Source organism: Pseudomonas sp. I8001, assembly GCF_013385345.1.
Lineage (GTDB): Bacteria > Pseudomonadota > Gammaproteobacteria > Pseudomonadales > Pseudomonadaceae > Aquipseudomonas.
The window spans coordinates 15,935-37,857 of sequence record NZ_JACAQC010000005.1 but is presented as its reverse complement, the minus strand read 5'-3'; the positions used below and the strand labels follow the sequence as shown (position 1 = coordinate 37,857).

The window sequence follows — 21,923 nt, the reverse complement described above, 5'->3', positions numbered from 1 at the left end:
CTCCCTTTAGAGACCTATTTGACCGGCGCTTGCAGCACGTCGCCTACGGTTGCGACCTGATCTTTTGGCGCTGTCGTCGGTGAGACGGGCGCCTTGAGTTGCTGCGCCCGGGCCTGGGCTTGCGTCACTTGTTCCGGGCTCAGGCCCATGCGGCTGGCCACTTGTGCGGCTTGTTCCCAGTTGTCCTGGTAAATCATCAGCGTCACGAGGTTGAGCGCGGCCAGTTGGTCGCTCTGCTTGAGTTCCATCGCCGTGAGGAATTCGAAGCGCGCGTCTTCCAGGCGCCGTTGATTGAGGTACACCACGCCCAGGTCGTTGCGGATTTTCTCATCGGTGGGCGACATCCTGGCCGCGCGTTGCAAGTGCGCCATGGCCTGGCCGTTGTCTCCCCTGGCCGCTGCCAGCTGGCCGAGCCCGTGCTCGCCTTCGGCAGCCATGCAGGTACCGAGCAGGCTGCGGTACAACGGTTCGGCTTCGCTGCGGCCCAGCAGGCGGTACACCTTGGCCTGGCGCTGGCGCACCTGGGGCAGGTTGTCCGGCAGGTTTTGCAGGTTGGCCAGGCTGGCGTGCAGCTTGCCCTCGTTGGCCATGTCGTCGGCCAGGTTCAGCGATAACTCCTGATTGGAGTTGGGCTTGGCACAACTGCCCTGCGCGCTGAAACCCGCCCACGGCAGTTGCCCGTTACTGGCGCAACCACTTAACAGCAACAGGCTGCAGGCGACCATCAATGTCTTCATTGCATGTCCTCTCAAGGCACGAAGGCTTTGGCGATGGCGATAAAGCCAGGGCCGGCCAATACGATCAGTAATGCGGGAAACAGGAACAGCATCATCACCACGGACATTTTGGCGGACATCTTGGAAATGTATTCCTGCAGGCGGGTCAGGCGCCGGTCATCCAGCAACTGCTTGAGCGATTGCAGCGACTTCATCGCCCCGCCGCCCTGATGCAGAAGCTGCTGGAGGATCAGGCACGTGTCGCTGAGTTCATCGACGTCCAGCATCTGGCTGGCCTTGTTCAATTCCTCCCCCAGTTCCAGCCCGGAATCGACGCGTGCCAGCACCAGGCGCAGTTCGGCGGTCAGTACCGGCAGCAACTTTTGCGCGTCGTAGGCCATGACCCGCAGCGCCTGCTCCACGGCCATGCCTGACTCAAACAGAATGCGCACCAGGGGGATGAAGGTCGCTACTTCCCGGGAGATTTTCCCCTGGCGCCTTTTGGCGAGTGCCACCAGTATTCGCTTGGGCAGCAGGTAGCCGATGATCAGTCCCAGCAGGGAGATCACAAACTCATGCTCGGTGCCGGGAAAGAACAGCTCCAGTGTCATCGCGGTCAGCCCCAGCAAAACTATCGGTGAACCGATCTGGCAAGCGGCGAACATCGAGCGTTGGCTGGTTTTTCTCCAGCCCATGCGGTTGAGCAGGATTTGGGTTTCGTTATCGAGGCTGATGGTGCGCTGGCCGATCCGGGTGCTGCCCAACTGGTGCAACCACTCACTCATTTTGTCATTGCGGCTTGGCTCGCCCTGCAGCCGCTGGGCGACCACGCGTTGTTGACGACGACTGCTCAGGATATTCGCCAGCAGCAGTGATAACGCGGCAAGAAACAATACGGCACTGATCAGTATCGCCATCTCAGATACTCCGCAACATGCGCCACAGCGCCACGCATCCGATGACTTGCAAGGCGAACGCACCGAGCATCAGGCGTTGGCCGCTGTGGTCATCCCACATGGCCATCAGGTACGTCGGATTAACGAGCAGGAAGTAGCCCGCGACACTCACCGGCAGTACCGCCAGCACCAGCGCGGTCACCCGGGTTTCACCGGTCATGGCGCGTAATTGCCGTGCGCCCTGGTCGCGCTCGCGGATCATCTTGATCAGGTTTTCCAGCAGCTCACTGGCGTTGCCGCCGTAGCGGTGGTTGACCTTGAGGCCCAGGGCAAACAGGCGCAATTCATCCTGTTCATAAAACTCGGCATAGTCATGAGCGGCCTCCGGCAGGCTGACACCCAATTGCACATTGCGCTTGATACGACCCATGGACTTTTTCAACGGGTCGTCACTGGCATCGATTCCGCTCAGGATGGCGTCCGCCAGGGTGCGTCCGGATTTCAGGCTGCGTACGGCGTGATCGAGCAATTGCGGGAGTTGTTCGATCATCCGGCGCAGCCGCCGCTGGTAGCGTACGGCGATGTACAGGCGCAGTGCCAAGGGCGGTGCCGCCACCATCACAAACAAGCCTATCCACTGGCCCACGAGCCCCCCCAGCAGGGCGCCAAAGGCCCACAGGGTCAGCCACAGGCCGAGGCGCTCGGTTGGCCGGCCGAGGCCTGCACGGATAAACGTGCGTTCCAGGCTGGTGGTCACCGCGTTGTCTTTCATGGCCTGGGGTTGCCCTTCGGCCAGGCGTTCCAATACCCGGTCGGTCTGGGCCTTGCGCAAACCGTTGCGCATCAGGCCTATTCCCAGCACCAGAAGGGCCACGGCGAGCAGGGCGAGCAGAATCGGACCGATCATCGGGTTGCCTCCTACACCGGCAGGTGACCTTCGTGACGCAACTTGTCACCGGCCGGGTTGACCGCTTCGCGCAGGAAGCCAAAGCCGGTGCGCTTGTCGTGGCGAAACAGGGTGTTGGTGACGTACACGTCTTCGCGGATGCCCACCACTTCCACCACTTCGCTGACACAGCGGCGGCCATCGGGCAGGCGCGTCAGCTGGATCACCACATCCAGCGCCGCGCAGATCATTTGCCGCAGGGTTTTTTCCGCGACGACCCGGCCGGTCAGGCCCACCAGGGTTTCCAGGCGCAGCAAGGCGTCCTGGGCGTTGTTGGCGTGCACGGTACTCATCGAACCGTCGTGGCCGGTGTTCATGGCGGTCAACACATCGATGACCTCCACGCCCCGGATCTCGCCGAGGATGATCCGGTCGGGGCGCATCCGCAGGGCGTTGCGGATCAAGTCACTGGCCTTCACTTCCCCATGCCCCTCGGCATTGGGCGGGCGGGTTTCCAGGCGCACAACGTGGGGATGGCCCAGTTGCAACTCGGCCACGTCTTCGATGGTGACCAGGCGCTCGCGGGGGTTGATCAACTGGCTGAGAATGTTCAGCAGTGTGGTTTTACCGGTGCCGGTACCGCCGCTGATCAGGATGTTGCAGCGCTTGCCGACGGCTTCCTTGAAAAAGTCGAAAATGGCCTGGTCGATGGTTTGCATGGCCACCAGGTCGCTGCTTTTAAGCATGTCCTTGCGAAACTTTCGAATCGACAGGCACGGCCCGTCCAGGGCAATCGGCGGAATGATCGCATTGACCCGGCTGCCATCGGGCAGGCGCGCATCGACCATCGGCGACGACTCATCCAGCCGGCGTCCCAGGGGTGCGAGGATGCGCTGCATGACCCGCTCGACATGGTGGTCGTCAATGAAGCGCAAGTCACTTTGTTGCAGCAGGCCATCGCGTTCGACGAATACCCGGTGCGGGCCGTTGACCAGGATCTCGGTGACGGTCGGGTCGCGCAGCAGCACTTCCAGCGGGCCGAAACCGGTCAGCTCATCGACGATCTCTTCGGCCAGGCGCTCCATCTCATAGCGGGAAATCGCCAGGTGCATACGTGTGATGTATTCGGCCACCTTGTCGATCACAAACTGCGCCAGGGACTGGCGTGTGCCTTCCAGCAGATTTTTTCCCGAATCCTCGATGGCATCAATGATGTAGCGATGCAGCACCAGCTTCAGGCCGTCGTGATCGGTGTTGCCGACGTTGCCGCGCGGGGCGACGCCAAACAGCTTCTCGCCGTTCATTTGGTCCTCAGAAGGCGGTTGAGCCAATTGGTGGAGGGTTTTTCCAGGCCCTCGGAGCGTTTTGCCAGGCGCTCACCCAAGCCGCGCAACGTCTGTGTCAGGGCTTCCCGTGGGGCCAGGGAGAACAGGGTCTGGGCCTGGTTCTTGGCACTCAGGCGCACTTCCGGGCTCCAGGGCAGGACGGCGATTACCTCCAGCCCGAAGCTATTGCCCAGTGCCTCCGAGTCCGGGGCGGCCCCCTTTAGGTAGCGGTCTACCAGCAGGCGGGCATGGTCGAGTTTCATGCCTTTTTCCCGCCACAGGTTGAGTACGGCCAGGTTGCGGCGGCAGTCCGGCACGCTTTGGTCGGTGCACCACAGCAGTTTGTCGCAATGGCTGACAAAGGTGCGCAAGGCTTCGCTGTCGGGTTGGCCGGTCAGGTTCACCACGATGTGCTGGAAGTGCTGGCGCAGGGCGCTGAGCAACATGTACAGCTCGGCCGCGCTGGTACGCTCCAGGGGCTCGTCGTTGTTGTGGTAGGCGAGGATGCGCAGACCTGCTTCGGCCGTGGTGAAGGCACTGTTGATCAGGGTTGAGTCCAGGCGCCGCAAGTGACGCAGCGCGTCGCCGAAATGAAAAGAACTCTCCAGCCCCAGCAGTGCGAGGCTGTCAGCGAGTGGCAGGCCCAGGTCGAGCAACAGCGTTTGTTGCCCGCTTTTTTGCACCACCAGCGCCAGGTGGCTGGCGATCAGCGCGCCGTCGGCATTGCCTTGGGTGCCGTAGAGCACGGTCAGCCCGCCTAGATGGGTATTCGGGGTGACCGCCGGCAAGCGTTTGCTCAGGCGCCGAACCAGGCCGGCAACCTCACTGGAGCGCGAGCCGTAGGCCACGAAATCCCGTGCGCCGGCGCGCATCGCGTTCAGTACAAGCTGGTTGTCCATGCCATCGCCCAAGGCCACGATGGCAAGCATCGGCTTGGCTTCCAGGGCACCTTCGATCAGGGCGCACTGGGTGGTGACGTGTTCCCGGTCCAGGCCGATGAACACCAGGTTGGCGAACGTCACGTCTACCAGTGCCAACAGTTCGTCGAGGCTGCCGGCACCGGCGCTGACCACTTGCCCCAGGGGCGCGAGTGCGCCCTGAAGCCATTCCAGATCCGTGGTGTTGCGGGTAATTGCCAAAAAGGTCTGGCTCAGGCTCTCACTCATTCGGACAGTCCACTGCGGCGGTCGAAATTGCCGTTTTCGAGGAAATACAGGCGGTACCAGTTAGGGTCGTAATTGCGCAGCTTTTCCCCTGGCAACGAAGGCAGTTGGGCGTTGGCCGCCAAGGGCTGCACGAGGTGCGGGGTGACGATCATCAGCAGCTCTTTTTCCTGGCGATTGATGCTGGAGTCGCGAAAGAATGCACCGAGGATCGGGATGTCACCCAGGCCCGGGAATTTGCTGACGCTGGAGGTGTTGTTGGTGCTGATCAGGCCGCTGATCACGAAGCTTTCGCCGTCGGCCAGGGAGATGCTGGTGTCGGTGCGCCGGATGGTCAGCGCCGGCACGGAGATGCCCTGGATGTTGACCGCGTTGGTGTAGTCCAGCTCACTGACCTCTGGCGCGACCTTCAGGGAAATCCGCCCATGGTCGATGACGGTCGGGGTCAGGGTCAGGCGAATACCGAACTCTTTGTATTCGATGGAGATGGTGTTGCTGCCGCTGCTGGGCACCGGGATCGGTACTTCACCACCGGCGAGGAAGGTCGCACTTTGGCCACTGAGCGCCACCAGGCTCGGCCGGGCCAGGGTGTAGGCAAAGCCGCTGCTTTCCAGGGCGTTGATCATGGCCGAGACACGGCCGCCGCCAAAGCCGATGTTGAAGGTGTCGTTGTTCACCGGGAGCCCACGGAATCCTGTGGCCGCCGCATTGGCAACATTGTTCGGGGCGCCGAACAGAAAGTTGCCGCCCCGGCCAAAGATCGAGGTACTGGCCTCCTTGAGTTTGGTGCGGCTCACTTCCACAAAGCGGATGTCGGTTTGCACCTGGCTGGGCAGGGTCGGGTCATCGGACGGCGACAGGGCCAGGCTGGTCAGGGCCGACGTGGCCTTGCCCTTGACGAACACCATGCTTTGGCGCGGGCTGCTGGAGCAGGCCGTCCAGACCATCAGGCTGGTGGTGCCCGAGGCGATGCCGGTGAGCAGGAACGCCTGGTTGCCGTTGACCTGCACATCGGCCACTTTCGGATCGCCAATGGCCAGCCGCGTAATCGGCACCGGCGACTGGATAGCCTGTTGAGCGCCTTCACCCACCTCCAGCACTGCCGGCAGCTGGCCCAGGCCCGTGCAGTTGCCGGGTGCTGCCAGTGCAACGCCGACAGGCAGGCTCAGGGTGAGAAGTGCCCAGAAAATTCGCGAAAAAGACCACACGAAACGACTGCTCATTCAAGGCATCCTTAGCTCTTTCAGGGCGTTTGTTGGGTAACCTGATTGCCACGTATTACTTCGACGCCTGAACGCCTTGGCGCACCATTGCCGGCGGGACTCAGGCCGTTGACGGGCGCTGTGCTGAAGGCCAGCTGGTTAAACTGGTAGAGCTCGCGCCGGGTGTTTTCCAGGTGGGTCGCGGACTCCGTTTCACCGGCCCAGTATTGGCTCAGCAGTTGTTCGTCGGCACTGCGCACAGCCAGGCGCAATACGCCGGACTGGGCTGCGAGCATCAGCCGGCTCAGGAGCTCCTCCGGTACCGCGAGGAGTACCGTGCGCGCGCTGGCGCGACTCTGCTGCGCCTTGAGTTTTTCGTCCGGGGTGGTCGGTGGCACGGAGCCGGGCGTGCCGTCGTTGGTCAGCCCCAGTTGATCGCCGACGCCCAGCAGGCGCAAGGCGGGCACCACGATTTGTGCGGACTGCTGCGGGTTGCTGGCTTCCTGGCGCAGGAAGAGCAGGACGTCCACATAGTCCCCCGGGGAGAGTTGCCCGCTGGCGCCGATCACTTCATCCACGGCGACGGCAAGCGCGCGTTCGTTAGGGCGGATCATTCGCGCCAGGGTGCCGCCGGAGTTGAAGCTCTCCTCGGTCAGCCAGGTCCCGGCCGACAGCGGCCGCCACGGGATCTTGCCCACGGCCTGGTCGAGGCTGGTGAGGCTGCCGGCGGGAACCGTGCGCAGTTTTTCCAGGGTCAGGTCGGCGGCGGTGAGCGCAACAAAAGGTGCAACGTCATGGGCCAGCACCACCACCGGTTGGCGGGTCTGGTCTTCGGCGACGGGTTGCACGACTTCAGGTGTTTGGGGCACGGGCGGTGCGACAGTGGCAGGGCGGCTGAGTACCAGGCCCCAGTAGCCTGCAATCAGTGCACCTACCAACAGCAGCCCGGCGAGGATCAAGCTAATCCGACTGTTCATGAAGGCTCTCCCTTTCCTGCTGCATCCACTGCTGTTCCCACTAATGCTTGCGTATCCGGATCGCTTCAAGCTTCTAACTATTTCGCTATTTGAAGGTAGTTCAGCTAAGACAAAACGCCATTACCGGGCGAAAAATATCTCCAGAAACCTCTGCGAAAGTGGGATTTTTGGCGTCAGCCGGCCGACTAATACTTTGTGATTAATCAGTTCTTACAGTTGTTGGTCTGGGGTTTGTTGACAATGCTCTAGTGGCACACCGAAATCATTTTTGTGATGCCGCGATACCAGCGCCGTGGGCGCAAAGGAGAAGTCATTATGTTCCTTGATCTTATTCGCATGGGTTTCATCAAAGTCCAGATTTTTTTCTATTCCAAAGAGGGCGCATCGGGTATCGAATACGCACTGGTTGCGGCGATGGTCGCTGTGGCGCTGGCTGCTTTTATTACACCTATCCGGACGGCCATAACCGGCGTCTTCAACTCGATACAGGCCGGCATTCATACCTGACCCCGGTACTCGCCTAAAACGTGCAGGTTCCGCTGAATGATCTATTGCGTATCAGGCATTTCCACATGAACTCCTCTTCGGCTCCCCGGCAACAAATCCTTTTGGTGGATGACGAAGAGGACGCCCTTATTGAACTGGCCGAGTCGCTGGAGAATGAAGGCTTTGTCTGTTTTACCGCGACCTCGGTCACCTTTGCCTTGCAGGAGCTGACCCTGCACCCCGATATCGCACTGGTGATTACCGACCTGCGCATGCCCGAGGAAAGTGGTATTTCCTTGATCAAGCGTCTGCGCGAACACACCGCTCGCCAGCACTTGCCGGTGATCGTCATGTCCGGCCACGCCGAGATGGATGATGTCAGTGACATGCTGCGCCTGCAGGTGCTGGACCTGTTCCGCAAGCCGATCTACCTGGTGCGCTTGATCGACACCCTCAACAACCTTTTCCCCATCCCCAAGATCAGATTGATGTAGGAGCGAACACGCTCCCTCCTCCAGGGTTCAGAGTTGGTAGCTGAAACTCAGGGTATACCGTGGCCGCCGATTGAAGCTGTCCAGGGCGATGTCCGACATTGGCTTGGCCGCTTCCAGCGCGATGTTGTAGTACTTGTTATCCCCGAAGCGCAGGCCCACCGCTGCCGATGACATGTTGTTGCCCATGGCCGGCAGTTCGTTGAACCAAGTCTTGGCCTTGTCGAGCACCACGTACGGCTGCAGGATTTTTACCCATTCACCGCTGCGGTTGAAGCTGTAGTTGACCTCATACGCCACGCCCCAGCCCTTGTCGCCCGAGCCCTGGTCATCCGGGTAGCCACGCCCGAAATTCTGCCCGCCGAACGTCGCGCGTTCGCTGTCGGGCAGGGTGTCGTTGCTCCAGTAGAAGGCACCCGATGCCACGCCTTGCCAGTTGTCGAAGAACTTGTCGCTCTGTACGCCCGAGACGCGCAGGCGGAAGAAGTCGATGTCGGGTTTTATACCCTCGAAGTCACTCCGGGTGCTGGCGCCCAGGCCGTCGATGCCCTGGTACAGGCCGGTGCTGAGAATGCGCAGTTGGCGCGTGTCGGATTTGCGCCAGTCACCTTCGAACGCCAGGGCGCGCAGGTTGGTTTCCAGGTCGAAACGTTGCGGGAAACCCACCAGTTGATAACGGGTGGTCTGGTCCACGGCATAGAGTCGCGTGCCCAGGGTCAATGACTCGGTAGGGGAGGCAATCAGCGGATGGCTGAGGCCGACGGAGTAGCGGTCAACCTCCTGGTGTGGCTTGAGTTCAAAACCGCCGTCCAGCTGCACATTGCTGCGCGGGTCGGCGCGGTAGCGCTCGGCGTTGACCACCAGTTGAGTGCCCTCGGCATTCACGAACTGGCTGTAGCCCAGGCGGTAGTAGTGCTCCTTGTCCTCGCCGGGCGGGAACAGGCCGCTGACGCTCAGTTGTTCGCCCAGGGATGTCTGGGAATTGCTGGTGCCGGTGATCAGGGCTTGCAGGCCGCCACGGCTGTCGTCCGTCATGCTCATACTGCTGGTGAAGGGTTTGCGCGAGGCCTGGATCTGCATGCGCGTGCCGCCATCGGTGGTGCCCGGCGGCGGTACTTGCGCCTGCAGCGTTACACCTGGAATGCGGCCCATCAAGGTGGTGTAGCGTTCGAAGGTCTTGCGGGTCAGCGGGCGCTCGGCCAGCAGCTTGGCCGCCAGTTTGTCGACGTAGGCCGAGACCGAGCCAATGTCGCCCTGCACGTTGTAATCCTTGATGTAGCCCTCCACCAGCACCACGCGCACCAGGCCGTTTTCGAAGCGCTGGTCGGGCAGGTACGCGTAGGACAACAGGTAGCCGTCCTGCTGGTAGCGGCGGGTGATGCCGCGGGTGGCTTCGATCAGTTGTGCCAGGTTGGTTTCATGGCCAATCAGCGGTTCGAAAACCTTGGCCACATCCTGGAGCGGGTAGATCGTCCCACCGTCGATTTGCAGCTTGCGGATGGTCACTTTGGTGTCCATCAACAATGGCTGGCCCTGTGTTGCCGCCGGCTCGGGCAGTTGGGTCTGTGGGGTGACCGGGCGATAGGCATCGGCGGGGAGGTTGGGTACCGGCAGGTTGCGAATGGTGTCGTTGCTGTTGAGGTAGCTGGGCAGGGTCTCGGCATGGACGCTGGCAGCAATGAGGGTGAGCAGAAACAAAGGCGTCAAGGCGCGCATAGGACACTCCATGGTCAAAACTGCTGCAGCGTTTTCGCTAGGCCCGCCGGGTTCTGGGACACGGTTCGCAAAGCCATTCATTGGCCAATAAAAAAGACGAGAGACTCGTTGGAATCTCTCGTCTCAACCAAGCGTAGGCGCTGTAGGGGAGGCCGTCTAATGGCCAGGTGCAATTCTATTTTTTGCCGGTCAGCCCACCGAGCAGACCTCCCAGGCCGCCGCCTGTGTTTGCATTTGCATTGGCAGTGCCCGTAGCGGTGGCACCGGCACCCACGTTCAAGCCACCGAGCAGACCGCCACCGTTACTGCTGGTGCCGCCGGTTACCAGGCCACCCACCGAGCCGACGGTATTGCCGACGGCATTCAGGGTACCGCCCACAGCGTTAGTCACCGGATTGGCATTCGCCGCCGTCAGGTTGGTGCCCAGGCTGCTGACTGCGCCGCCGACCTGGGTAACCAGACCATTCACCGGTGCGCCGATCCCGGTGCTGGTGCCGATGTTTTGCGTCAGGTTGGCAACACCCGAGGTCACTGGGTTGAGTGCGGTGCCGACATTGGTCGCCAGGCCTGCAACGGGAGCCGTGGCTGCAGTGTTGGCCACGCCATTGCCACCGATCAGGGTGCCGAGCGACGCGACGGTGTTACCCACTTGGCCGCCGGTCACACCGGCTGCACTGACAGTGCCGTTGGTGTTGCCGGCATTCAGGCCGTTGCCGACGTTGGCGACAAGACCGCCGACGAGTTCAGGCAGGCCCGATTGAGGGGTCGTGGTGGCCGGGTTGACGTAACCGCTCGACTTATCAAGGGTGGTGCCAACGCCAGTCAACACGCCACCGACGAGTGTCCCGACAGGGTTGCCTGCGCCGCCGGCGCTGGCCACCTGGCCGCCAAGGCCGGTGACAGTGGAGCCGACTTTATCCAGTACGCCGCCGACCGGGTTGCCCAGGCCTGTTTTATTGCCCAGGTTGCCGGTGGTGTTTTCCACCAGGGAGACCACCGGTACCAATACGCTTTTACCCACCGTATTGGTCACGCTGCCCAATGGCCCGGTGGTGCTGGCAGTGCTCAAGGTATCGCCGAGCATGGTGACGGCCTGGCCGACCTGATCAACCACGCCACCTGCCGCACCGCCCACGCCACCGGTCAAGCCGCCGACGACGGGAATGCCGCCGAGGGTGGTGCCCAGGGATTTGCCGGTGTTGGAAACGCCGGTGCCCAGGTCGGCAACGCCATCGGCCACACCGGCAACGGTTGTGCCCACGGAGTTGCTATTGGTACCCAGCGTGCCCAGGCCGTTGCTCAAGCCGCCGCCGATACTGTTGACGGCGGTGCCTGTCGCGGTGACCAGCCCGCCGGCAGTGGTGCCGACAATGGGAACCGTGGTCAGGGTCGTGCCCAGGTTACCTACCGTGGTGCCGACATTACCGACGACACCGCCCACAGCGCCTACTACCTGGCCGGTGACCAGGGGAGTGGTCGAGCCGGTGCCGCCGCCAGTACCACCGCCAGTGCCGCCACCGCCGGTACCTCCACCAGTGCCACCACCGGTACCTCCACCGGTACCTCCACCAGTACCTCCACCAGTACCTCCACCAGTGCCACCGCCGGTGCCACCGCCGGTGCCACCGCCGGTACCTCCACCAGTGCCGCCGCCGGTGCCACCACCGGTACCTCCATCAGTGCCGCCGCCAGTGCCACCACCGGTACCGCCGCCGGTGCCTCCACCTGTTCCACCGCCAGTACCGCCGCCAGCATCCGGAGAGGAGGCTGCGACGCTACTGTGATGACCACCACCACCGCTGCTGCAGCCTCCGAGGCTTACTGCCAGAATCAGGGCCAGCGCGGTACTTGCTTTCCACAACACGACTTGAGTTTTCATGATTGAGTTCCTTGCACCTGGTACAGCCTTTGTTGTTTTCGAAGTTCGCTGTTTCTAGGGGCAGCGATACATTCGTCCGTTATGGCTATAACAGTCCCGGGTGCGCGCTCTCGCAACGCTCAACTTGGTATTAACGATTTATATACACGAAGAGTTAGTTTGCTTAACGACTAATACCAAGGGTATAGAAGGCAGCGGTGTTTAAGTTATAAGTTTATTAAAATCAATGAGTTGATAAGAGTAGCGAGCTATCGATAGCTCGCTATAACTTAGGATGTATATATACAATTTATCAGGCGATGGGCCGCCAGCGGCCGACCATGTGTTCAATGTCCCCGGCGCCTTTAAGTTGCAGCTCACCGCTGGAGCCGGGGGCGCTCGTGAACAACGTTACCTCACTGGGCAAACGCACCGGCTTTTTAAACTCGACATCTATCTCGAGATTGGCGGCTGGCAAATGCTCACTCAGTGCCGCCAGTGTGCGGGCCTTGTTCCACAGCCCATGGGCGATGGCCTGGGGAAAGCCGAATAACCTGGCAGTGAGGGCGCTCAAGTGAATCGGGTTGTAGTCGCCGGACACCCGGGCGTAGCGGCGGCCAACATCGGCGGGGGCTTTCCAGCGGGTCAGTTCGGCGACAGCGGCAGGGGGTTGCAGCGGGTTTTCCGTTGCTGCGCCATCGAGTTTCACACCGCGACAGAGCATCCGGCTTTGCGCTTCCCACAGTAGCCCCAGTGAATCTTCGACCGTGGTCACAATATCGAATGTCGCTCCCTTGGCATGGGGCTGCAAATTCTGCGCGTAAACGCCGACCGTCAAGTCACTCACACCGCCCAATGGGCGCAGGATGCGGATCCGGTTGCTCAGGTGGATCAATCCCAGCAGCGGGAAAGGAAACGCCTTGTCGGTGAGCAATTGCATCTGCAGGCCGAATGCCAGGATATGCGGATAGGTGGCCGGCAAGACCGGGCTGTCGGCAAACCCGCAGACCTTGCGATAGGCCGCGACTTCCCTGGGGTTCACACTGACCCGGCAGCGCAACCCTTGCTCGGGCAGCCTGGTGCCGGTGATCTTGCGCTTGAGTGCCGCGCGCCAATACAGCGGCGGCAGGAACGGGGTGCTGCCTAATGTGTGCCACTCCATGCTTACGCTCCCAATAGACTTTGCCCACACACCCGCAACGCTTGCCCGCTCACCGCGCCCGAGCCCGGCTGGCCGAGCCAGGCCACCGCCTCGGCGACGTCCTGGGGCAAGCCGCCCTGGCCCAGCGAACTCATGCGGCGCCCGGCCTCACGCAGGGCGAAGGGAATGTGTGCGGTCATCTGGGTTTCGATAAAGCCTGGGGCCACGGCATTGATGCTGATCCCGCGCTCACCGAGCAACGGCGCCCAGGCCTGGGCCAGGCCAATCAGCCCGGCCTTGCTCGCGGCGTAGTTGGTTTGCCCGCGGTTGCCGGCGATGCCGCTGATGGATGCCAGCAGCACCACGCGACCGTTGTCGTGCAGGGTGCCGCTGTCCAGCAGCGCCTTGGTCAGCAGTTGCGGCGCGTTGAGATTGACCGCCAAGACTGCGTCCCAATATTCCGGCGTCATGTTGGCCAGGGTTTTATCGCGGGTGATGCCGGCGTTGTGCACCACGATGTCGATGCCGTCCGGCAGGTGTTCGATCAGTTGGGTGGCGGCGTCTTCGGCGCAGATATCCAGGGCGATGCTGCGGGCGCCCAGGCGCGCGGCCAGGGCATCGAGGTCGGCCTTGGCTTGTGGCACGTCCAGCAGGATCACCTCGGCACCGTCGCGGGCCAGGGTTTCGGCGATCGAGGCACCGATGCCGCGGGCGGCGCCGGTCACCAGGGCCTTGTGCCCGGCGAGCGGGCGCGTCCAGTCCGCGACCTGAGTCGCGCAAGGGTTCAGGCGAATGACCTGGCCGGAGATATAGGCACTTTTCGGCGAGAGGAAGAACCGCAACGCACCCTCCAATTGATCCTCGGCCCCGTCGCCCACGTACAGCAATTGCAGGACGCCGCCGCTGCGCAGCTCTTTGGCCAGCGACCGGCTGAAGCCCTCAAGGGCCCGTTGGGCACTGGCGGCAAACGGGTCGCCGAGGCTTTCCGGGGCGCGGCCAAGGATCACCAGGTGCGCGCTGTGGTCGAGGTTCTTCATCAACGGCTGAAAGAATTCCCGCAACTGCTTGAGTTGATCGGTGTGCTGCAACTGGCTGGCGTCAAATACCACGGCCTTGAGCTTGGGCCCGTGGCCGGGAATCCAGGTGGTTGCCGTCGACGGTTCGGCGCCGTAGCTATAGATAGCGTCGGTCAGCTTGTTGGCGAATGGCAGGATTTTTGTTGCCAGCGGGCCGCCGCCGATCAGCAGCGCACCCTCCACCGGGCGCAGGCGTCCGGCCTGCCAGCGTTCCAGGCGTACCGGTGACGGCAGGCCAATGGCGGCGACCAGGCGATGGCCGAGGCTGGAGTTGGCGAAGTCGATATAACGGTCAGACATGGAACGCTCTCCGAGTGCTGGGGTTCAAACGGTGGACCATCAATAGGTGAAAGTCGTTCGATTGAGCCTAGGCTAGGCTCAGAGATTCACCCCATAACCTCAAGGGAGCTTTCCATGACTCAATTGCGCCGTGTAGCGATCATTGGCGGTAACCGCATCCCCTTCGCCCGCTCCAACGGCCCTTACGCCACGGCGAGCAACCAGGCGATGTTGACCGCTGCCCTCGAAGGCCTAATCGAACGCTACAACCTGCACGGCCTGCGTATTGGCGAGGTGGCCGCCGGGGCGGTGCTCAAGCATTCCCGCGACTTCAACCTGACCCGCGAGTGCGTGCTGGGCTCGCGCCTGTCGCCGCAAACCCCGGCCTACGATATTCAGCAGGCCTGTGGCACGGGGCTGGAAGCCGCGTTGCTGGTGGCGAACAAGATTGCGCTGGGGCAGATCGAAAGCGGGATTGCCGGCGGCGTCGACACTACGTCCGACGCGCCTATCGGGGTGAATGAGGGCCTGCGCAAAATCCTGCTGCAAGCCAATCGCAGCAAATCCATGGCGGATAAACTTAAAGTCTTGTTACAACTTCGTCCCCATCACCTCAAGCCGGAGCTGCCGCGCAACGGCGAGCCGCGCACCGGGTTGTCCATGGGCCAGCATTGCGAGTTGATGGCGCAGACCTGGCAGATCCCCCGCGCCGAGCAGGATCAGTTGGCGCTGGAAAGCCACCAGAAAATGGCCGCGTCTTACGCCGAAGGCTGGCAAAACGATTTGCTCACGCCCTTTCTTGGCCTGACCCGCGACAACAACCTGCGCCCCGACCTGACCCTGGAAAAACTCGCCAGCCTCAAGCCCGCCTTCGAGCGCAGTGAAAAGGGCACCCTCACCGCCGGTAACTCGACGCCGCTGACCGATGGCGCCTCGTTGGTGCTGCTGGGCAGTGAAGCCTGGGCCAAGGAGCGCGGCTTGCCGATTCTCGCCTACCTGCGCGATGGCGAAGCGGCGGCGGTGGATTTCGTCAACGGCGCCGAAGGCCTGCTGATGGCGCCGGTGTACGCCGTGCCTCGCCTGCTGGCGAGGAATGGCCTGACCCTGCAGGACTTCGATTACTACGAGATTCACGAAGCCTTTGCTGCCCAAGTGTTGTGCACGCTGAAAGCCTGGGAAGATCCGGAATACTGCAAGACCCGCCTGGGGCTGGATGCACCGCTGGGCTCTATCGACCGCAGCCGCTTGAACGTCAAGGGCAGCTCATTGGCCGCCGGCCATCCGTTTGCTGCCACGGGCGGGCGTATCGTCGCCAACCTGGCCAAGCTGCTGGACGCAGCCGGTAAGGGCCGGGGCCTGATCTCGATCTGCGCCGCCGGGGGCCAGGGCGTCACCGCGATTATTGAGCGCTGATCTCGGCTATGATCGGGCCGCCGGTCAATTTGGCATATTGGATGCATTCTTAAGCGGTCAAAGGTCGGTACCCTCTCCCCGCGGCGAGAGGATTGCCGTATAACGAGTGCCATACGCGTGTTTGGTAATAAAGGACCCACAATAAAAGCTGATGAAGACTCCTAAACGCATTGAACCCCTGATCGAGGACGGTCTGGTCGACGAGGTGCTGCGCCCACTCATGAGTGGTAAAGAAGCAGCTGTTTACGTGGTGCGCTGCGGCAACGAGTTACGTTGCGCCAAGGTCTACAAGGAGGCGAATAAACGAAGTTTTCGTCAGGCGTCCGAATACCAGGAAGGCCGCAAGGTCCGCAACAGCCGTCAGGCCCGGGCCATGGCCAAGGGCTCCAAGTTCGGCAAGAAAGAAACCGAAGATGCCTGGCAGAACGCTGAGGTAGCGGCGCTGTTTCGCCTGGCCGGTGCGGGTGTGCGCGTGCCCAAGCCGTACGACTTCCTCGAAGGCGTGCTGCTGATGGAGCTGGTGGCCGATGAATACGGCGACGCGGCGCCACGTTTGAACGACGTGACGCTGGAGCCGGACCAGGCCCGTGAATACCACGCCTTCCTGATTACCCAGATCGTGCTGATGTTGTGTACCGGCCTGGTGCACGGTGACCTTTCCGAGTTCAACGTGCTGCTGACGCCGACGGGCCCGGTGATCATCGACCTGCCTCAGGCGGTGGATGCCGCGGGCAACAACCACGCGTTCAGCATGCTGGAACGGGATGTGGGCAACATGGCTTCCTACTTCGGGCGCTTTGCCCCGGAATTGAAGAAGACCAAGTACGCCAAGGAGATGTGGGCGCTGTATGAAGCCGGCACTCTGCACCCGGCCAGTGTGTTGACCGGCGAGTTCGACGAACCGGAAGAGCTGGCTGACGTGGGCGGTGTTATCCGCGAGATCGAAGCGGCGCGGCTCGATGAAGAGCGTCGCCAGGCGATTCGCGCGGCAGACGATGCGCCACCGAGCAAAGCGTCGGAAGAGCCGCCACCGCCGCCCTGGATGCAGTGATCCAACGGCGAGTGGATATCCAAATGTGGGAGCGGGCTTGCTCGCGAAAGCGCTGGTTCAGTCAACTGATGTATTGACTGACACTCCGCATTCGCGAGCAAGCCCACACACATTAGGTTCCGTGCATGCCTGGTTAAACTTGCTCAGGTGCAACAACTGCCCGACGCCAACTCCTTGAGAATCGGGCAATCCGGCCGGTGATCGCCCTGGCAGTGTTCCACCAGGTCCTGCAACGTATCGCGCAACTGCCCCAACTCGAGGATCTTCTGGTTCAGCTCATCGATATGCTGGCGGGCCAGCGCCTTGACGTCGGCACTCGCGCGTCCCCGGTCCTGCCACAGCGTCAGCAACTTGCCGACCTCTTCCAGGGAAAACCCCAGGTCCCGCGAACGCTTGATAAACGCGAGGGTGTGCAAGTCATCGGCGCCATAAATGCGGTAGCCGCTGTCGGTGCGATGGGCGGCTTTCAGCAAGCCGATGGACTCGTAGTAACGAATCATCTTCGCGCTCAGGCCGCTTTGGCGTGCTGCTTGGCCGATGTTCATGGACGCTCGTCCTCCAGGTCCTTGGGTTTCCAGGTTTTCAACAGCAGTGCGTTGCTCACCACGCTGACACTGGACAGGGCCATGGCCGCGCCAGCCATCACCGGGTTGAGCAGGCCGAACGCCGCCAGCGGAATGCCGATCAAGTTATACACAAAGGCCCAGAACAGATTCTGTCGAATTTTCGCATAGGTCTTGCGGCTTATTTCCAGGGCTGCCGGCACCAGCCGTGGGTCGCCGCGCATCAGGGTAATACCTGCCGCGTGCATCGCCACGTCGGTACCGCCGCCCATGGCGATGCCGATGTCGGCCGCGGCCAGGGCCGGTGCGTCGTTGATGCCGTCGCCGACCATTGCCACCACGCCGGTCTTTTTCAGCTCGGCGACGGTAGCCGCCTTGTCCGCAGGCAACACCTCGGCGTGCACGTCATCGATGCCCAGGGCTTCGGCCACCACGCGGGCGCTGCCACGGTTATCGCCGGTCAGCAGGTGGCTGCTGATATGCCGAGCCTTGAGTGCTTGTATCGCCTGCAGGGCGCCCGGTTTAAGCGTGTCACCGAAGGCAAACAAACCCAGCACGCGGGGCTGCGGGCCTTGCTCGATCAGCCAGGACAAGGTGCGGCCTTCGGCCTCCCACGCACTGGCCGAGTCGGCGAGATCACCGGTGCTCAAGCCGGTTTCTTCCAGCAGGCGACGGTTGCCCAGCGCCAGTTGCCGGCCATCTAGGGTGCCTGCAATGCCACGCCCGGTAAGGGATTGGCTGGCGCTGACATCCGCGACGTTCAAACCTTGTTCGGCACAGGCATCCAGCACCGCCTTGGCCAATGGGTGTTCACTGCCGCGCTGCAGCGCGCCGGCCTGTTGCAGCAGCGCCCCTTGATTGCCGTCAATGGCGGCCAGGTGCGCAATCTTTGGTGCGCCGGAGGTCAGGGTGCCGGTCTTGTCGAACACCACGGCGCTGACTTCATGGGCGCGCTCCAGGGCTTCGGCGTCCTTGATCAGGATGCCGTGGCGGGCGGCAACGCCGGTACCGGCCATGATGGCGGTAGGTGTGGCCAGGCCAAGGGCGCAAGGGCAGGCGATCACCAATACGGTCACGGCATTGATCAGCGCGACTTCCAGCGGTGCGCCATACAGCCACCAGCCGACCAGCGTGGCCAAGGCCAGCACCAGCACCACCGGCACGAACACCTGGCTGACTTTATCCACCAGTTTCTGGATCGGTGCCTTGGCGGCCTGGGCGTCTTCCACCAGGCGGATGATCCGCGCCAGCACGCTTTCCGCGCCGAGGGCCAGGGTACGCACCAGCAGCCGGCCTTCGCCATTGATGGCGCCGCCGGTGACTGCGTCGCCAGGCTGCTTCGGCACCGGCAGGCTTTCACCGCTGATCAAGGCTTCGTCGGCGTGGCTTTGGCCTTCGACCACTTCGCCGTCCACCGGGAAGCGTTCGCCGGGTTTGACCAGCACCAGGTCATTCAGCTTGAGGGCGGTGATGGCGACGTCCTGCTCGCGGCCGTCGATTACTTGAATCGCCCGCTCGGGGCGCAAGGCTTCCAGAGCGCGGATGGCACTGGCGGTCTGGCGCTTGGCGCGGCTTTCCAAATATTTGCCCAGCAGCACCAGGGCGATCACCACCGCCGAGGCTTCGAAATACAGGTGGGGCATTGTGCCGGCGGACGCCGTGAGCCATTCATAGATACTCAGGCCGTAACCGGCGCTGGTGCCGATGGCGACCAACAGGTCCATATTGCCCGCTCCGGCGCGCACGGCTTTCCAGGCCGCGATATAGAAGCGCGCACCGAAGATGAATTGCACCGGGGTGGCCAGGGCAAATTGTACCCAGGCCGGGAGCATCCAGTGCAGCCCGAACGGTTGCACCAGCATCGGCAGCACCAACGGCGCGGCGAGCAGAATTGCCAGCAGCAGCGACCAGCGTTCATGGCTCAGGCGTTGTTCCTGGCTGGCCTGGGTGGCGGTTTCGCTTTGGGGCAGGGTGGCGGTGTAGCCGGCCTTGTCGACGGCGGCGATCAGGACGCCGGGGTCCATCTGGCCGAGCACTTCAATGTGGGCGCGTTCGTTGGCCAGGTTGACGCTGACACTTTGCACCCCGGGCACTTTGCCCAGTGCCCGTTCAACCCGCCCGGCGCAGCTGGCGCAGGTCATGCCGCTGATCGGCAGGTCGAAGGTGGTGGATCCGTTCATGGGCAGTACTCCAGGAGAGATTGCCCCTAGGATCAACCTTGACCTGTGGGGAAGGTCAAGGCGCTTTTTACTGTAGGAGCGAGCTTGCTCGCGAAAAGCTTGAGGGCGCCGCGTTTATCCAGGATGAACGCGTCATCGTTAACGTTTTTCGCGAGCAAGCTCGCTCCTACAGGTTTTCGGGGCTTAGTATTCCAGTGCGGCCGGTTTCAGGTACATGCCGTCCGGCCCTTGCGCGATACGCAACTTGCGCACGTCACCCGCCTTCAACGTAATGTTTTGCGCCGGTGGTGCGAGCATGCCCGGCAAGCAACCCTGGGATTGCCCCGGCAACAACTTCAGGCGCAACGACACATTCCCGGCCGGCAAGTTGAATGACGTGGCCTGCTCCTGGAACAGCCGCCCGGCCAACTGGTCCTGGATGTACAAGCCAATCTCGCAGTTGGTCGGCACTTCCAGGCGCTCCCGGGAAATGATCAGCACCGCATAATCTTCATCTGCGCTGGCCGGTGGCACAGCAGCAAACAAGCCCATCAGGCTGACAAGGCCAAAAAATGACCAGCGCATGGCGAATTCTCCGAGGTTCACATCGTGGATAAGTGCAGCTTGGCCGAGGGCGCGAATGAATGCCAGCCCGGCCGATGTTTTCAGAACTTGACCTTGCCATCATGGCAAGGTCAACACTGCGAGCAACCTCATTAAAGGAGTCATGTCATGCAAGTATTCAGCGTTGAAGGAATGACCTGCGGCCACTGTGTCCGCTCGGTAACCCAGGCGGTGCAGGATAAGGACCCGGCGGCCAGCGTGCTCGTTGACCTCGCGGCAAAGGAAGTCAGGGTGGAAGGCAGCCTGCTGTCCCCGGCAGAGGTGATCAACCTGATCAGCGAGGAAGGCTACAGCGTCAAGCTCGCCTGATTTTCTGATAGTTAGCGAGCTAACTTAATGTTCAAGGCACCCGAGCCCGGCTAGACTGTTGGGCTGCCGACTCACCTGGGTGCCTGATGAACCTTCGTATAATCCTGATCTTGGGGGCCTTGAGCGCGTTCGCGCCGCTGGCCATCGACTTCTACCTGCCGGGTTTCCCGGCCATGGCCGTGGCATTCGGCACCGACGAAAAACATATTCAGCTGACCTTGGCCGTGTACTTCACGGGCCTGGCGATCGGCCAGTTGATCTATGGACCGCTGGCAGACCGTTTTGGCCGGCGCGGGCCGCTGCTCAGCGGCGTCACCCTGTTTACCCTGGCGTCCTTCGCCTGTGCGTACGCGCCGTCCCTGGAATGGCTGATCGGCGCGCGTTTCGTCCAGGCCCTGGGCGGCTGCGCGGGCATGGTGATCTCGCGGGCGGTGGTCAGCGATAAATGCGACGCGGTGGGCTCGGCCAAGGTGTTTTCCCAACTGATGCTGGTCACCGGGCTGGCGCCGATCCTCGCGCCGCTGGCGGGCGGGGTGATGGTTGGCGTGTGGGGCTGGCAGTCGATCTTCCTGGCGCTGACGGCGTTCAGTGTGATGGCGGCCATTGCGGTAGCAGTCGGGCTGCCGGAAAGCTTCCCGGCCCATCAACCGCGCCAGCCGCTGTCAGGCGCACTGCGCCAGTACGGCCGGTTGCTGTCGGACCGGGTGTACCTGGGCTATGCCTTGACCGGCGGCATCTCGATTGCCGGTATGTTTGCCTACATCGCGGGCTCGCCCTTCGTCTTTATCAAGCTCTATGGCGTGCCCGCCGAACACTACGGCTGGGTATTCGGCTCGAATGCCGCGGGCTTTATCCTGGTGGCACAGGTCAATGCGCGTTTGCTCGCGTCGCGTGGCCCGGCATTTTTGCTGTCGCGCACGGTGTGGGTTTACCTGGCGGCGGGTCTGTCGTTGCTGGCAATTACTGCGCTGCGTACGGACGCTTTGTGGCCACTGCTGGTACCGCTGTTTATCTGCATCGCCAGCCTGGGCTGCATTTTGCCCAATACCTCGGCTTGCGCCATGAGCGGGCAGGGCGCTCGGGCGGGCAGCGCGTCGGCGTTGCTCGGTTGCATTCAGTTTGGTGTGGCCGCAGGCGCAGCGTCGTTGGTCGGCGTGCTGCACGACGGCACGGCGATGCCGATGGCAATGGTCATCAGCTTGTGTGGCGTATTGGCCGTAACGTTCGCGATGCTGACCCGGCGCCTGCAGCGCCAACGGGCACTGCAAGCGGCGGACTGATCAGGATCAGCCAGCAGAGCGCTGCTGGCTTTCGGGGAATCGGTGAGGCGCCTGGATACGGGTTTGCAGGGTGTCGGCAAACGCGCGGGCCTCGGCCTCACTGCGGAAGGTAAAGGCGTTCTGGTCGAGACGGACCTGCCATTTGTTGCCTTCGGATCTTGCTAGCGCTTTTATCAGGATCTTCATTGCTGACTTCCTCACGTAAATTGCGTGGCAAAGGCGGCCAATATAAACCCGAATACGCTCACAAATATGACAAGGATCAAGTCTCTGACTAGCGGTGTCGTCCATTACTCACATGAATAACAGACG

General features: G+C 62.2%; 21 protein-coding genes. 6 read left to right on the top strand and 15 right to left on the bottom strand.

Annotation, left to right across the window (positions count from 1 at the left end; genetic code table 11):
* Positions 1-14 precede the first annotated feature (14 nt).
* The 7 genes from HX839_RS02025 to cpaB are packed head-to-tail and all read right to left on the bottom strand — an operon-like array spanning position 15 to position 7,165.
* Positions 15-737 carry a tetratricopeptide repeat protein gene (locus tag HX839_RS02025; protein ID WP_177066677.1) on the bottom strand — a complete coding sequence of 241 codons (723 nt, stop codon included), beginning with the start codon at positions 735-737 and terminating at the stop codon, positions 15-17.
* A gap of 11 nt (positions 738-748) precedes the next feature.
* Entirely contained in the window at positions 749-1,633 is an 885-nt protein-coding gene (locus tag HX839_RS02020; protein WP_087693099.1) for a type II secretion system F family protein, read from the bottom strand.
* Between the two features lies 1 nt (position 1,634).
* A complete protein-coding gene (locus HX839_RS02015) occupies positions 1,635-2,519 on the bottom strand; it encodes a type II secretion system F family protein (RefSeq protein ID WP_003212908.1) in 885 nt (294 codons plus the stop codon).
* Between the two features lie 11 nt (positions 2,520-2,530).
* Positions 2,531-3,802: a CpaF family protein gene (locus tag HX839_RS02010; protein WP_008438997.1), complete on the bottom strand. Its 1,272-nt coding sequence runs from the start codon at positions 3,800-3,802 to the stop codon at positions 2,531-2,533.
* Positions 3,799-4,989 carry a pilus assembly protein CpaE gene (locus HX839_RS02005; RefSeq protein WP_008438996.1) on the bottom strand — a complete coding sequence of 397 codons (1,191 nt, stop codon included), beginning with the start codon at positions 4,987-4,989 and terminating at the stop codon, positions 3,799-3,801. Before HX839_RS02005 ends, HX839_RS02010 begins: the two co-directional genes overlap by 4 nt.
* Positions 4,986-6,209: a type II and III secretion system protein family protein gene (locus HX839_RS02000; protein ID WP_008438995.1), complete on the bottom strand. Its 1,224-nt coding sequence runs from the start codon at positions 6,207-6,209 to the stop codon at positions 4,986-4,988. The genes HX839_RS02005 and HX839_RS02000 overlap by 4 nt, the downstream gene beginning before the upstream one ends.
* A gap of 20 nt (positions 6,210-6,229) precedes the next feature.
* Positions 6,230-7,165 (bottom strand): Flp pilus assembly protein CpaB, encoded by a 936-nt coding sequence (gene cpaB / locus HX839_RS01995; protein WP_177066676.1) that lies wholly within the window; start codon positions 7,163-7,165, stop codon positions 6,230-6,232.
* Between the two features lie 315 nt (positions 7,166-7,480).
* Here cpaB and HX839_RS01990 point away from each other — a divergent pair, with 315 nt between their 5' ends.
* Both HX839_RS01990 and HX839_RS01985 read left to right on the top strand, forming a co-directional pair.
* Positions 7,481-7,672: a Flp family type IVb pilin gene (locus tag HX839_RS01990; RefSeq protein WP_008438993.1), complete on the top strand. Its 192-nt coding sequence runs from the start codon at positions 7,481-7,483 to the stop codon at positions 7,670-7,672.
* 65 nt (positions 7,673-7,737) lie between these two features.
* Positions 7,738-8,145: a response regulator gene (locus HX839_RS01985; RefSeq protein WP_003212897.1), complete on the top strand. Its 408-nt coding sequence runs from the start codon at positions 7,738-7,740 to the stop codon at positions 8,143-8,145.
* 27 nt (positions 8,146-8,172) lie between these two features.
* On the opposite strand, the gene HX839_RS01980 is transcribed toward HX839_RS01985, so the two are convergent.
* The 4 genes from HX839_RS01980 to HX839_RS01960 all read right to left on the bottom strand — a co-directional run bounded on the left by HX839_RS01980 (position 8,173) and on the right by HX839_RS01960 (position 14,233).
* Positions 8,173-9,858, bottom strand: coding sequence for a ShlB/FhaC/HecB family hemolysin secretion/activation protein (locus HX839_RS01980; protein WP_177066675.1), 1,686 nt, complete (start codon positions 9,856-9,858; stop codon positions 8,173-8,175).
* A gap of 175 nt (positions 9,859-10,033) precedes the next feature.
* Positions 10,034-11,737 (bottom strand): collagen-like triple helix repeat-containing protein, encoded by a 1,704-nt coding sequence (locus HX839_RS01975; protein WP_218173575.1) that lies wholly within the window; start codon positions 11,735-11,737, stop codon positions 10,034-10,036.
* 292 nt (positions 11,738-12,029) lie between these two features.
* The gene (locus HX839_RS01965; RefSeq protein ID WP_177066673.1) at positions 12,030-12,878 is read right to left on the bottom strand and encodes a MaoC family dehydratase; all 849 of its coding nucleotides are present in this window, start codon (positions 12,876-12,878) and stop codon (positions 12,030-12,032) included.
* Between the two features lie 2 nt (positions 12,879-12,880).
* The gene (locus tag HX839_RS01960; RefSeq protein ID WP_177066672.1) at positions 12,881-14,233 is read right to left on the bottom strand and encodes a 3-oxoacyl-ACP reductase; all 1,353 of its coding nucleotides are present in this window, start codon (positions 14,231-14,233) and stop codon (positions 12,881-12,883) included.
* 114 nt (positions 14,234-14,347) lie between these two features.
* Between HX839_RS01960 and HX839_RS01955 the strand changes: the two genes are divergently transcribed.
* On the top strand, positions 14,348-15,625 hold the full coding sequence (locus HX839_RS01955; protein WP_087693751.1) for an acetyl-CoA C-acetyltransferase: 1,278 nt from the start codon (positions 14,348-14,350) through the stop codon (positions 15,623-15,625).
* A 151-nt stretch (positions 15,626-15,776) separates the two neighbouring features.
* Entirely contained in the window at positions 15,777-16,676 is a 900-nt protein-coding gene (locus HX839_RS01950; RefSeq protein ID WP_008438985.1) for a PA4780 family RIO1-like protein kinase, read from the top strand.
* Between the two features lie 143 nt (positions 16,677-16,819).
* On the opposite strand, the gene cueR is transcribed toward HX839_RS01950, so the two are convergent.
* The 3 genes from cueR to HX839_RS01935 all read right to left on the bottom strand — a co-directional run bounded on the left by cueR (position 16,820) and on the right by HX839_RS01935 (position 19,983).
* Complete coding sequence (gene cueR / locus HX839_RS01945; protein WP_008430758.1) at positions 16,820-17,221, bottom strand: Cu(I)-responsive transcriptional regulator; 402 nt, start codon at positions 17,219-17,221, stop codon at positions 16,820-16,822.
* The gene (locus HX839_RS01940; protein ID WP_102368020.1) at positions 17,218-19,419 is read right to left on the bottom strand and encodes a cation-translocating P-type ATPase; all 2,202 of its coding nucleotides are present in this window, start codon (positions 19,417-19,419) and stop codon (positions 17,218-17,220) included. Before HX839_RS01940 ends, cueR begins: the two co-directional genes overlap by 4 nt.
* 183 nt (positions 19,420-19,602) lie before the next feature.
* On the bottom strand, positions 19,603-19,983 hold the full coding sequence (locus HX839_RS01935) for a hypothetical protein (RefSeq protein ID WP_003211148.1): 381 nt from the start codon (positions 19,981-19,983) through the stop codon (positions 19,603-19,605).
* Positions 19,984-20,130: 147 nt separating this feature from the next.
* On the opposite strand from HX839_RS01935, the gene HX839_RS01930 reads away from it, so the two are divergent.
* Together HX839_RS01930 and HX839_RS01925 are read left to right on the top strand one after the other, a co-directional pair.
* Positions 20,131-20,331 (top strand): heavy-metal-associated domain-containing protein, encoded by a 201-nt coding sequence (locus HX839_RS01930; RefSeq protein ID WP_177020798.1) that lies wholly within the window; start codon positions 20,131-20,133, stop codon positions 20,329-20,331.
* An 86-nt stretch (positions 20,332-20,417) separates the two neighbouring features.
* Entirely contained in the window at positions 20,418-21,611 is a 1,194-nt protein-coding gene (locus HX839_RS01925; RefSeq protein ID WP_003211152.1) for a multidrug effflux MFS transporter, read from the top strand.
* 6 nt (positions 21,612-21,617) lie between these two features.
* On the opposite strand, the gene HX839_RS01920 is transcribed toward HX839_RS01925, so the two are convergent.
* On the bottom strand, positions 21,618-21,797 hold the full coding sequence (locus HX839_RS01920) for a hypothetical protein (RefSeq protein WP_003211153.1): 180 nt from the start codon (positions 21,795-21,797) through the stop codon (positions 21,618-21,620).
* Between the last annotated feature and the right edge of the window lie 126 nt (positions 21,798-21,923).